Raw genomic sequence first — 12,121 nt, forward strand, 5'->3', positions numbered from 1 at the left:
CTTCAGGAGTTGCCCCCGCAGCAGAAATGCCTTCAATCAATCCTGTTTCTGTAAAGCCCAAAACACAAGCAAAATAAGGCAATTTTCCGCGATATTGCTTGAGCCAGTTTTCCCCTTTTTCTTGTTGAGTGTGGATTTTTATCAAATTTGTTTCTGGTTATTTATTTTTAACTGTAACAAGAAAAGAAGTTCGTTACAGAACGAACTTCTTTGATAAAATCGAGATTACTTGTTTACGCTTGAGGATGACCGCAAGCAGCAGGTTGATCGCTTTCATTATCTGGATATGACGTATTAGCGAGTAAAACAGATACTGAAGTTGGAGAAAACTGTGATATAGTATAATATAAGTTAGGTACTGCTTACCCATAGTAATTGGATATTATTATCGCTGTAGTTCTTATAAACTTATACGAGAAATTAGAGATTTATTTCTCAAAAAGGCGACAATAAGACAGACTTTTTAAAAGTTCCAATTTTATGGATTTTCAATACTTAAGAAAAATTTATAATTAAGGAATCTAAATTTCATGAATTTTTCATTGATTAGTCAAAGACTCAAAGATTTAGAGCATAATATTCGTGAAGATATGGAATTACTCAATGAATTTGAGGAAGAATCGAGATACGAAACAAATCCTCGAATTAAAGCAGGCTATCGAAAAGAAATTAAGCGGCAACAAGAATCAATTACTAAATATAAAAAAGAATATACTGAACTCAAAAAAGAATTGGATAATTCTCAAGAATCATTGGCCGAGGTACAGAATATATATCGTCAATTAGAACAGATGGATTCTAAATTGAACTTGTTAGTTGAGGGTCAAGTTACTATTTATCAAAATCTAAATCAAATGCAACAAAATTTATTAGATCAATATGATATGAGCGAACAAGCTGTTATTGCTGAAATTGTAAAACAGTTAAACAATAACCAATTAACCTTAACTCAAACATTATGAAATGAAAGAGAAACAAATCAGATTTTAGAATCAGATATAGGAGAAATGGTAGCTATTTTTCAAGAAAGAATTTTTTCTCTACCTGCATTAGCTCCAAATCAGCAAAATTCTATTGATAAGGTGCTTAAAAATCCTGAATTAGATGCTAAACACAAATTAAAGGTTGTAATACCAATTATTCCTTTTGTGCTTGAATATGAAGGAGAGCTAGAATTGGGAACTGGATTTGATCTTAAATCAGCTTGGAAAAAACTAATAACTAAATTCAGAGAAATCAATGAATAATATCTCTACATGACTATTTTGGAAATCAGATCACTAGGAATTCTTTTCTAGAAAAAATCTTAATCAATCTCTTTAAAAAGGAATACCTAAGAGTTTTCCAGAATCATTCTCGTCAGTTAACCTTAATCTTATATAGCTAGAAAAATCAAAATTATCCGAGAACTCTGATTCAGGAATCATATCTGAATTAAGTGTACAAATATACTGAAATGTTCGTTGAGATGATTCTCTAGCTACTAATTCTAATGCTAATGCAATTTGTCTTTCATCAACGCCATCAAAAATAGTGCTATCGTGAATTAAGATATTGGGTGCAGGATTGCGCCCAGACCAGAGTTGAGCTAAAGTCAAATCATAACAAAATATTTTCATATTACCAATTCCTTCACTACCATCACGAGCGATATTTACATTAAAATTGTATCCTTTGTCTACTACATTAATAATTAGCTCTCCGGGAGTATTGTAAAGCTCTTGAGAATTAGAATTAAAGAATGAAATCGCAAGGTTTTTTTGAATATCACGCTCTCGCAAATCACGTTTCATACTCATTATTAAACGTTCTGTTTCAATTTTCAAAGCACTTTTATCTTCTTCAAACTGTCTCAGCTCTTCAATTCTTCTATTGATTTCATTAAGATCGGCTTTAGTATCTAAATAAAGAGATTGAAGTTTGGTATGTTCTTCTAATGCTCCATGAGTTTGCAAGACCTCTAATAACGATGCTCTTTCTGTTGTTTTTTGTCTAATAATACCGTTTGTTTTCTCTATTAAGTCGCTAAGTTTCTTGATTTCAGATTCAAGAAATTCTTGACGATTTTGAACAATTTCATTATGAAATCGAGTTACATCTTCTAACCTACGAATAACTAAATTAGGTAATTCAACATCAGCACTTTGATAAAGATTAATCAATTCATTTCTGTCAGGTTCATTTTCTTGTTCTAACGAAGATAAGTAGCATTGTTTCAATCTTTGATTGATTAAATTTTCATTAGTTGCATCATGAATTTCTCGAGTTAAACGATCTGCATTTTGCTCAAGTTCATGATATTCAGGATAAACCTGAAAATTAAGTAAATTGGCTTCTTTCGCGTTTAGTAGTTGTTCAGTTTGAACTTTATAGGCTTCTAATTCTCCTAAATTTCCCAAAATTGCACTTCTTGCACCTTCTTCCGTTGTTTTTTTCAGTTGCTTAATATTGTCGAGAAGTTTTTTTCGATCTTTTAAACGTTGTAAATCTCGTGAATATTCCCAGCCAAGACCTAATAAAAAAGAATTGTTGATTTGTTTATCCCATTCAACTTGTTTTCTATAATGTTCAAAAGGAGTGGAATAGGCATCTCTACCGCGACGAATAAAATACGGAATTAGACTTCTAAATGTTGGAGAGAATTGTCTATCTTGGCTATTAATAGGTAAGCCAAAAATTAAATTACCTAAAATGGCTTTCCAAGAGTCTAATTTTAAAATATTTTTCCCATTTTGTTGTTTAGGTTGAATTTCCCAATCAGTTGTATCTCCTTCAATTTCTATTTGTGATGGTTTATCAATACTGCGAGTGGCTATAATCATTGAGTTAGCTAAAGTTAAATCTAAGCTGAAAGTCCATCCTGGAAGATAAGATTTATGAAGTTTGTTTTTTCTATCTATATTTGCCCCCAGACAAAAATGAATAATTGCAATTAAAGTTGATTTACCCAGACCATTACGTGAGTCTTTTTGATCCGAAATTTCCGTTCGATCTGCTAATATCACATTAAAGCCCGGATGAAATTCAACCGTTTTGAACAAAGATTGATTGGCCTTGACAGAATGAATCAGCATGAGTTTTTCCGGAGTAGTCCTTCCTTTAGTTCTATTGCACCAATCATATACAACAGATCGAGAGTCAAAATAAAACGCTCAAATGTAGCAAACTCTGGTCGTGCAGATACTTCGTTCCAGAGTGCTGTTACTGTCTTTGATCGGTCTAAGTGTACTAATATTATACCACCTAAACCTAAAAATGAATTTTTTACTGGTATGTGCTTAGTTGGCAAAATCATTTTTCAAAAATCTCACATTTTTCAAAGAAATAACATAAAACGGCTAATCCTGCTGCTTGTAGATCAAAATCTTCATTAAAGCCACTAGAAAATTGATGCAGTTTATGGAATAGCTGATCTCCTTTGAAACCTTGTTCTCTTAGTTTTTGGTATTCTCTTACAAATCCAGATTTTAATTTTTCAGGAAAATCTGGATTGATTTTAACAAAATTTTCAATGAATTTCCGAACATTTGTTGCCGGTATAATTCCCATCATCAATCTATGGTGAATCTGTAATGTTAATTCATTTTTTAAGATTTTTTGTTGAGGAGGAATTATTTTAAAATTTGTTTCTGGAGGAAGAGGTGGCATACAAAGAATACTTTTAGTTACGATTTCTAATTCTCTAAATGTAATATTTATCATCGCCTTTTTTAAACTATGTTCAAGCTCTTGCTCATAACCATTCCTTCTATTTTTACTTTCATTGATCTGAGAATTCAGTTTTCCTTGCTCTTGAGGATTTTTTTCATACCTTAGTCGATCTTCTAATTCTTTTTGTAAATCTAATTCTGTAGAAATATGAGCTTCTACTTGATTTTTTCGTTGACAGTTCACTATTGTTAACTCCTCAATATAGCTATGACATAATTATAGATTGTCTGACAATGTGTGCAATCTCTCTTACTTGATGCCATACAAATGTTCGCATTGAGCTACAGCAAATTCAGCGAGATGCTAACCACCAGAGAGGCGATTGCTAATAACTAATAATCATACTCAAAGATAACTTGAATCCAGTGAGGAGGGCGAGGAATGGGATTTTTGAGGCGATCGAAAATCAATAAAGCAACGATGTGAACCGTAAAGAGATAGATTAGACTATTGAAAACAAGCAAAGCAAACGCGATCGCCTGAATTAAACCAATATCCGGCTGTGCTAAAATGCCCAACTGAATAAACAACCAATTTAACCAACTGGTAATTTGGTTCATCGCATAAAGCCAAAAGTTTTCCCCGAGGAAAATGGAAATTAAAACAATGCGAAAAAAAGAACCAAATGTTCCTAAAATTGTCCCCAACAAAATCGAAAAGTACCAACTTCCTCCCCGCTTCCAAATCATCCCTAATTGAACCCCCATAACCGCATAGGGAATCGTATACATAATACTGCGCGTCGGTCCCATTAATACAGCCAGCAATAATCCTGAAATTAGAACCCCCATCCAAGCAGCACGACTTCCCCGACGCAAGTACACTAAGGCGATCGGGATCGGAAAAAGCACTTGCAAGACAGGACCCAGAGGAAAATAATAATTAATCAGCCAGATTAAACTCGCTGCACTGGCTAAAAAGGCTGTTTCTACCATTACCAAAGCAGCCACAGGAGGAGTTTGCGGCACTTCTATTGTTTCGTCCTTCGTAGATAAAGTTTCCTCTTCATCAACCGTATCAACCCAATTCGTGTCATCCATATAAACAACAAATAACAAACAACTAGGTAATCGTTTTTTCTAATTTCTGCTTGTCGGGAATCCTCAGAATATCGTGTTCGCGCTGAATTAAGCCTTTTTTCTCCAATTTGGTGAGAACTCGGGTGACGGTTTCCCGCGCTAAACCGCTTAAACTGCTTAATTCTCGATGAGGAAGATTGGGGATTTCAATACCCTGCTTGCCTTCTTTCCCTTGTCCTTCTGCTAAAAAGAGTAAAGTATCAGAAACGCGTGACATACTATCGGCTTCTCTGAGTCGCAAGCGGCGATTGACCTGTCGCAAGCGGGTCGCCATTAATTGGGCTAAACGGACTCCAGCTAAGGGTTCTGTACTAATTAACTTGACAAAATCTTGAGCGGGTACACTACTAATTTTTGTGGTTGTCAAGGTAATTACATCCGTCGATCGCGGCACTTCTTCTAAAGCTGCCATTTCTCCAAATACTTCCCCTTTACCAATAATATTTAGGGTGACTTCTTTGCCATCGAGGTTGTAGGTTCGGATTTTGACCCAACCATCCACAATAAAATAGACTGAGCCACCCCAATCATTTTCCAAAAGAATGACTTGATTAGGGGGATGACTGCGGATAACCGCATGGGACGTAAGCCTATCGAGGGCATCATCCGGGAGCCCTTGAAAGAAAGGGGCGGCATCGATAAGTTCTTGGATATCGGGGTTGAGTTCGCGGGGTTTGGTTCCTTCCATGAGGCAAGAGCTAGACGATCGCCAATGTTTCGGTTATCCTGCCCGAAGGCGAGGCGATCCGGAACGTTCACAAGTTATTATGCGCTAATTACGCTTACAGTGTTACTCAAATCTGGAAATTTCCCCATTTTCTTCTGGGAGATATCCCCGATTGACCTTAAGTTTCCTTGATAAGCGGGAATTGAATAGTATAAGAAGAGTAGCATAAAAAGCGAAACGCCGAGTTTATCGATCGTTTTTACTGAGGCTGTTGCCTTGTACAAGTGCTGTGAGCGTTTTAATCTAAGGATTTGCGGTGATTTCATACAACGATATTCAAACTCTTATCGCCGAGATTGACAAGGTTCTGCCTCGGGATGCGGAACCGGTCGAGGCCGCTGGGTCGTTGGCTGAGGACAAGGGTGCTGAGGGGTCTAAACAGGAAGCGGTATTGGCGAAAATTCGCTGGTATTTGCTCGATTTGCGAAATCAAATTGAGATAACACCTTCTGACTCTTCTCAACTGGGGACGGAACAAAAAGAGACGGCTAAGGCGATCGCCGATGCGGTGATGGCGCAGTTAAATGTTCAGCGTCAGGATTGGTTGCAACCCCTACAGATGGAGGTGGAGGCACTACGACAACAGCGCGAGTCTATCCTGCAAGAAATTCGCACTCTGGAGGGGAAGCATTTACAGTTAATGTCGGATTTCTTGCAAATTCTCCTGGGACGTTGCAGCAAGGCACTACAACAAGAATTTGCTCTCTCTCTGGAAAAGTTTGAAGCCCAGTTATGGCAATTGCAAGGGACGGGGGATGACAAGGTAAATTCTTTGACCCCTTTAAAACACCTCGATCGCCTCCAGCAATTGCGATCGCTTCAGCAACAGGCAGATTTCCTCGTTCTCAATCTTGATAGTACCTTCCGCAAGGTTTTTGCGTCTTTAGAGCGGGATATGGAAAGCTATCAAAGGTCTCTATCCCAAGGAATTGAGCAAATGCACGTCCTGGGAAAACAGGGGGAGACTGTTTTAGCGGCTTATCTTCAGCGTCTCAACCCAGAAACGGCGGCACAAATTCCCCCGTTGGACAACAGTATTGACCAACAAATTGACCAAAATCCCTCTTTGTCTGAAACTGGCGATCGCGAAGATACGCCAGTTTCGGAAATGTCCCTGTTTCCCTTTGCGGGGATGGAGATTCCCGAAACTCCCAAGTTGCAAGAAGGGTCCCCCCAAGGTTGGGATGTAGAGGAGGAAGGTAAATCTCTAGAGTCCGTTGATGCGCTATTTCAGGTCGATATTGAGGGAGAGGAAGAGAAGTCCCTTTTGGCGGGCGATCGCGGTCAAGGGGAAGCATGGGAGGCGTGGGACGAGCATTTGTTTCATTCTGATGAGTTAATGAGTGCATGGGAGGAAGATGAGGATTTTGCCCCCATTGTTCTCACCCTCAAGGAGTCAGAATTAGAGGTGTTATCTGGGGAGGAGTCCCCGGTTCCAGATCTGTTTGCGGGATTGCCAGATCCGGCGATCGCAGCCGAAGAAACAACTGAGTCTCTTGCTGCACCTCCTACACCGGACACTCTTCCCTCTACTGTTGAAGCGGCACTATTTGGGGAACCTGTTGAGGAAACTATGGCGATCGCGCCAGAAATTGAAGATATTCCTCAGTCTAAAGAACAACCCCTTCCAGAAACCGATTCCCAAACTTTAGAGGAAATCGTTGGCGAAACTATTGCTTCCCTGACGGAACTTTTAGAAGAAAAATCGGCACAATCAGAACCCGAGGAGGAGATTATTGAGGAAGAAACAATTTCTGTCACCCAAGGGGAAACTTTATTGGCTACCGATGAGGTTAGACCTCAACCCCAAGAGGATTTAGAACACCTTCTCGACTCCGGACAGTTAAAAACCTTGACGGAAGATTTAGCCAATTTTGAAGGAAATCAAGCCGTTTCAGAGGTTGAATTTTTACCCGCAGAATTCGATATTGAAGAAGAGAATAGCGATGAAGAAGAGAATAGCGTTGAAGATGAACAAGATACTGCACTAAATGTCAAGAGTGAAAAGAAAATTAATTTTAATTCTCCTGAAATTGAGGCAGAAATGGAGGTAGATGAGTTCTTTGATGAAGCCTTTGAAGAGGAGATTATCACGGAAGAAGATGACGACTGGATACTCCCAGAAAGCGCGATCGCGCCAGAGATGGAACAAGAAGAAACAGCCAAGATAAAAATTCCTCCTGAAGCAATCTTGACTTCTTTGGCTGATTTGAGTTGGGATATAGAGGCAGAACAGTCTTTTACTCTTCCTGCTTCATCATTAGAAATTGTGGTTGATGATGATTTTCCCTCACCTCCTCCCCAACAAGTTGTCAAGGGTGCGAGGATGGGGCAAGATGCTCTACCTGTAATGCGTTCTCCTACAACGGAATCAAAGTTTGTGGCGAATAGCGACGATGACTTGTGGGACTCTCCAGAAGCACCTCGGAAAGGGTCTGCTTATTCCCAAAATAGTCAAGATTTGATAAACAAATCTCGGGCGATCGAGGATACAAATCCCTCGGTAACAGAAATTGCGATAGATCCTTGGAGTGAAACGCTAAACAGTTCGGAAAGGAAGCAAAAAAAGGAAAAAGATGAAAAAATTTAATCCATTCTTGTTAACTTCTTTGGCTTTAATCCTAACTTCCTTATTCTTTCTATGACTCATTCTTGGTATTTAGGGATTGACTTTAGCACCTCTGGCATGGCAGCAAGATTGCGGGATTGTCAGCAGGGCGAATCTTACCCTCTCTACTGGTTATCCTCCGACGGATCTGAGTCTCGTTTTTGGGTTTTACCCATGAAGTTTGAGATCGGCAAACAAGGACGGAAAAAACCTATTCTCTCTTCTACAAACCCTTTTACTCCTCCCCCTTACTATTTTCGGGGGGCGGTTCCTTGTTATAATCGCCAATCGGGTCAATGGGAACCTCGATTTTGCGGGACTGAAGGGGCAGTTTTTTCCTTGCAGGCGATCGCCCAAGAATTACAATCTCTTTTCGCAACTTTCAATCCCTCGCAAAAAACACCCTATCGTCTCGAAGCTGTTGGCTTACCAGAACATTACCTCAAATCGGCTTTGCTGGCTCTAGAAGGGGTTGTTCTCAGTTGTTCTGTGGCTTGGGGCGATACCTATCGTTTTAACCTGCGAGAAGCCATTTTAGGGGCGCAATTGATCGATACTCCCGATCGCATTTTTTTCCTGGAAGAGGCGATCGCGATCGGTTTAGGAATATTAGGGGAAGAAGGAAGCAGCAAAACAGAACAGTTGACCCCATACCCTCTTGTTGCCTCTTCATCGCGACTCCCCAATGGCACGTTAATTGTACAGGGGGGAAAGATAACCACAGAATCGGCTTTGGTATCGGGGACGCAACTCGAACACCTCACCCGAGAAGATTGGGCGCTACGGGGTTTAGAATATGGAGAAATCGATCTGTATCAAGATGTTTTTTACCAATTACTTTATCCCCAATGGTTGCCGGAACAAGAATTTGTACAATGTTTAAATCTAGAAATTCCTCCACCGGGAGAACCCGATCGCCCCAAACGCGATCGCGCTTCGGTGACATTACAAAACTCTCCTGAAGGACAATCCTTACTGGAAACTGCAAAACGAGTCGTCCTCATTTTACAGAAGCAAGAAGCCTTCTCAACGCATCTAGGTCATCAAGAATGGGGAGTGACGCGATCGCAATTCCAAGAGAAAATTATTGAGCCTCTCTGGGAGAATTTGAATCGCCAAATTAATGAATTATTAAGTCAAAAAGGGGAAAATCCCAGGGCGATCGCGCGGGTATTCTGTAGCGGCGAAATGTTGGCTCTCATTTTACCTTTCCTGCAATCTCGCTTATCTGCTAAATTTCCCCAAGCTGAAATTGTTCTCCTGCAAAACAATAATGATAATCACTTAATCGCGATGGGACTCTCTCGCTTGCCCTTATTTCCCCAAATGCTCGATCGCCTGCGTCACCAATATAGCGATTATTTTCTCCTCGCAGAATTACTACACAGCTTTCCCGATCGCCCTCTCTCCCTGGAACAAATTATGAAATCCCTCGAACGTCGAGGGATTCCCCGCGCTTGTCTCTGGCGCATTCTCCCTTTTCTAACGGGACAACTGCCCCAAGGGTTGATCCCCTCCCCCGAAACCCGAGTCCGCATGGAGGCAAAATCCCAGGAATTTCTCCCTTATCCGGCGATCGCCTCTGCCCCCCTGTTTACCCCTCAACCGCCGCTTTATCATCCCAACGCCAAACAAGGAAAGCGCTTACAAAAGTATTTTTCCTTTATTTTGGCAACAAGCTCACAAAAATTCAATGACCCTCTGGCTGTAAATTTCTCTATCTTCGAGAGTCTAAAACCATGATTTATCCTGTTTCTACTGCGATCGCAACGGGTTGTTGCACAGTCTTATTATCCTGCACCAGTTTTTTGCCTTCAGTTATTGCCAGTGAGGTCTCGGATGCGCCCAAGGATTGCACCTCATTAGGGCAAGAAGTCGCCATCTTTCAAACCGATCGCCCAGAGGCTGCTGATAGATTAGAAAGGATGGGGGATCTCGAGCGTTGTCAGGATAACACGAGGGGAGCGATCGCCAACTATACAGACGCGATCGCCGCCTATAACAGTGCCAACATTGACCCAACCGAGAAAGCGTTAAAAATTCCCAGTCTGTATTTTAAGCTGGCACAAATGCAGGTTTTGGCCAAAAATCCAGATGCAGCCTTGGATGCCTTTCGCCAAGGAATATCCCAAGATCCTCTCTACGGTTACTTGTCTCTCTTTAGCGATCGCCAATACTCTCCCTTGGGAGAACCCATTACCGATGGTTCGATGCGCGGTGATGCCTATGCAGCCCCAACAACCCCAAGAGAATCCATTGAAGCCAGTGCCTATTTTGAACTGGGACGCACTCTAGAGCAGCAAAACGGGATACTAGGAGAAATTGTAGAAGCCTATCGCCAAGCGATCGCGATCGATCCCACCTTTGCCCATGCCTACAACGCTTTGGGACACATTATGTTTCGCTCTTTTATCTATGATGACGAGATGGCGATCGAGGCACTAGATACCGCCCTACAACTCGACCCGGATTTAGTTTGGGCGCACTACAATCGGGGTTATGCCTTGACTTGGCGAGGGAATGCAGAGGAAGGATTTAGAGAGTTTCGCCGGGTTATCGATTACCATACAGGACTCGATAATGTTGGATCGCCCTATAAAGACGCGATCGCCTGGCGTATGGTGGGGGATATATACCTAGAGCAAGGTAATCCCTCCCCAGGGCTTGAAGCCTACAAACAGGCTCTCAGTCTAGATCCCTCTAATCTTCTCATTCGCATTAAACTCGGAGAAGTGTTTTTGATGTCGGGAGAAAGCGATCGCGCGATCGGTGAATTTTCCACTGTCCTGAATAACCTGGATCAATTGCCCGAGTCGTTCATGGAGGAACAAGGAGCCGAACTTTATTACCTCTTGGGGCTGTCCTATTTGGGGAGCAAACAATGGCATCTGGCGAAAGAAGCGTTACAAACAGCCCTATCCCTCAATTCTGAGCGCGTAACAGAGATTGAAAGTGCTTTGACTTATATCAACAGCAACCTATCCCATTAATCGAAAATGCGCGATCTGATTTTTTCATCCATTCCCGAACCATTATCTTGAATGCGAATTAACACAAAAGAAAGCGATCTCAAGGTAGAGTTTCAGGATCGATCCCCAATTGTATCAGGCGCTCTCTCATTTTTTGCAAGTCAGATTCAGCGCGATCGGCACGCTGTTTTTCAAGTTCCTTTTCTAAACGTTCGCGATCGGCTCTTTGTTTTTCAAGTTCCTTTTCCAGCCGTTCGCGTTCTTTCTCTGCTCGTTCGCGATCGCGCTCATTTTCAGCCATAATAGCCCGTTGTCGTTCTTGTTGTTTTTCGTGTCGTTCTCGTTCCTTCTCCAGTTGTTCGCGATTGGCACGTTCATTGGGAGTAGGAATCCAATTACCAACCTCATCATAAAAACGCAACCATAAACCCTCTACTCCCTCATAACTTCCTTGCCATAAACCCAAACCCAAACCCAACTCCTCTAACCACAATCGCCCCTCTTCTAAGTCTAACGGTTCATATTTTCCCGACTCCAAAACAAAACCCTGAAACTGATTTTCATAGCGATCGTAAATGACATAATAAGGAACTTGTAAGATTTCTTCATAAACCTCCCATTTTGTCGGTCTTGTCTCCTTTTTTCGCTGAGTTCTGCCTAAATCTTCATCCTCTGTACCCGGAGAAGCCAATTCCACCACTAAAAAAGGACTGACTTCCTCTTGCCAAATCACATAACTCAAGCGCAACTCTTGTAAATTCGTACTGCGTCTTGCACCTAAAACCAAAAACCAATCCGGTCGCTTGTACCACTGAGTATGCTGGCGATCGTAGTAGAGATTCAAATCCTTGGCAATAAAATAATCAGATCGAAGATGGTGTGGAGATTGACAAGTTTGAGTCAGCAAATTCGGTTGAAAATCGTGAAATTCATCGGGCAAACCTGGTTCCTCCGGATCTTCGCTAGGCAAATCGTACATGGTGGGCAGAGATTTCTGCTTGGAGTAAGAAGGTTGAAGTTGAACCAT

At 41.2% G+C, this 12,121-nt stretch carries 11 protein-coding genes and 1 pseudogene; 5 read left to right on the top strand and 7 right to left on the bottom strand.

Annotated features, from left to right (window positions below; translation table 11 throughout):
- Positions 1–145: pseudogene (locus VB714_RS27485) on the bottom strand (TIGR00303 family protein); the annotation flags it as partial.
- Positions 146–530: 385 nt separating this feature from the next.
- Here VB714_RS27485 and VB714_RS15825 point away from each other — a divergent pair.
- The gene (locus VB714_RS15825) at positions 531–962 is read left to right on the top strand and encodes a hypothetical protein (protein WP_323225609.1); all 432 of its coding nucleotides are present in this window, start codon (positions 531–533) and stop codon (positions 960–962) included.
- A 45-nt stretch (positions 963–1,007) separates the two neighbouring features.
- Entirely contained in the window at positions 1,008–1,247 is a 240-nt protein-coding gene (locus VB714_RS15830) for a hypothetical protein (protein WP_323225610.1), read from the top strand.
- A 72-nt stretch (positions 1,248–1,319) separates the two neighbouring features.
- Here VB714_RS15830 and VB714_RS15835 read toward each other — a convergent pair whose 3' ends face one another.
- The 5 genes from VB714_RS15835 to VB714_RS15850 all read right to left on the bottom strand — a co-directional run bounded on the left by VB714_RS15835 (position 1,320) and on the right by VB714_RS15850 (position 5,478).
- Positions 1,320–3,074 carry an ABC-three component system protein gene (locus VB714_RS15835; protein ID WP_323225611.1) on the bottom strand — a complete coding sequence of 585 codons (1,755 nt, stop codon included), beginning with the start codon at positions 3,072–3,074 and terminating at the stop codon, positions 1,320–1,322.
- Positions 3,068–3,295: an ABC-three component system middle component 6 gene (locus VB714_RS27490; protein ID WP_416309705.1), complete on the bottom strand. Its 228-nt coding sequence runs from the start codon at positions 3,293–3,295 to the stop codon at positions 3,068–3,070. The genes VB714_RS15835 and VB714_RS27490 overlap by 7 nt, the downstream gene beginning before the upstream one ends.
- The gene (locus tag VB714_RS15840) at positions 3,292–3,894 is read right to left on the bottom strand and encodes a hypothetical protein (protein WP_323225612.1); all 603 of its coding nucleotides are present in this window, start codon (positions 3,892–3,894) and stop codon (positions 3,292–3,294) included. Before VB714_RS15840 ends, VB714_RS27490 begins: the two co-directional genes overlap by 4 nt.
- 149 nt (positions 3,895–4,043) lie before the next feature.
- Positions 4,044–4,751, bottom strand: a complete 708-nt coding sequence (locus VB714_RS15845) for a DUF2232 domain-containing protein (protein ID WP_323225613.1) — start codon at positions 4,749–4,751, stop codon at positions 4,044–4,046.
- A gap of 22 nt (positions 4,752–4,773) precedes the next feature.
- Positions 4,774–5,478: a Crp/Fnr family transcriptional regulator gene (locus VB714_RS15850; RefSeq protein ID WP_323225614.1), complete on the bottom strand. Its 705-nt coding sequence runs from the start codon at positions 5,476–5,478 to the stop codon at positions 4,774–4,776.
- 295 nt (positions 5,479–5,773) lie between these two features.
- Here VB714_RS15850 and VB714_RS15855 point away from each other — a divergent pair, with 295 nt between their 5' ends.
- From VB714_RS15855 to VB714_RS15865, 3 genes are read left to right on the top strand one after another with little or no spacing between them, the layout of a single operon-like run.
- The gene (locus VB714_RS15855) at positions 5,774–8,107 is read left to right on the top strand and encodes a hypothetical protein (protein ID WP_323225615.1); all 2,334 of its coding nucleotides are present in this window, start codon (positions 5,774–5,776) and stop codon (positions 8,105–8,107) included.
- A 51-nt stretch (positions 8,108–8,158) separates the two neighbouring features.
- Positions 8,159–9,868 carry a hypothetical protein gene (locus VB714_RS15860; protein WP_323225616.1) on the top strand — a complete coding sequence of 570 codons (1,710 nt, stop codon included), beginning with the start codon at positions 8,159–8,161 and terminating at the stop codon, positions 9,866–9,868.
- Positions 9,865–11,115: a tetratricopeptide repeat protein gene (locus tag VB714_RS15865; RefSeq protein ID WP_323225617.1), complete on the top strand. Its 1,251-nt coding sequence runs from the start codon at positions 9,865–9,867 to the stop codon at positions 11,113–11,115. The genes VB714_RS15860 and VB714_RS15865 overlap by 4 nt, the downstream gene beginning before the upstream one ends.
- 79 nt (positions 11,116–11,194) lie before the next feature.
- Here the strand turns inward: VB714_RS15865 and VB714_RS15870 are convergent, their stop codons facing one another.
- Positions 11,195–12,121, bottom strand: coding sequence for a Uma2 family endonuclease (locus VB714_RS15870; protein ID WP_323225618.1), 927 nt, complete (start codon positions 12,119–12,121; stop codon positions 11,195–11,197).

This window comes from Spirulina sp. 06S082 (assembly GCF_034932145.1).
GTDB lineage: Bacteria > Cyanobacteriota > Cyanobacteriia > Cyanobacteriales > Spirulinaceae > CCY15215.

Excerpts from the sequence above, each read along its gene's own strand:
- VB714_RS15825 (WP_323225609.1), top strand. The coding sequence starts at position 531 with ATGAATTTTTCATTGATTAGTCAAAGACTCAAAGATTTAGAGCATAAT.
- VB714_RS15830 (WP_323225610.1), top strand. The coding sequence starts at position 1,008 with ATGGTAGCTATTTTTCAAGAAAGAATTTTTTCTCTACCTGCATTAGCT.
- VB714_RS15835 (WP_323225611.1), bottom strand. The coding sequence starts at position 3,074 with ATGCTGATTCATTCTGTCAAGGCCAATCAATCTTTGTTCAAAACGGTT.
- VB714_RS27490 (WP_416309705.1), bottom strand. The coding sequence starts at position 3,295 with ATGATTTTGCCAACTAAGCACATACCAGTAAAAAATTCATTTTTAGGT.
- VB714_RS15845 (WP_323225613.1), bottom strand. The coding sequence starts at position 4,751 with ATGGATGACACGAATTGGGTTGATACGGTTGATGAAGAGGAAACTTTA.
- VB714_RS15850 (WP_323225614.1), bottom strand. The coding sequence starts at position 5,478 with ATGGAAGGAACCAAACCCCGCGAACTCAACCCCGATATCCAAGAACTT.
- VB714_RS15860 (WP_323225616.1), top strand. The coding sequence starts at position 8,159 with ATGACTCATTCTTGGTATTTAGGGATTGACTTTAGCACCTCTGGCATG.
- VB714_RS15865 (WP_323225617.1), top strand. The coding sequence starts at position 9,865 with ATGATTTATCCTGTTTCTACTGCGATCGCAACGGGTTGTTGCACAGTC.
- VB714_RS15870 (WP_323225618.1), bottom strand. The coding sequence starts at position 12,121 with ATGGTTCAACTTCAACCTTCTTACTCCAAGCAGAAATCTCTGCCCACC.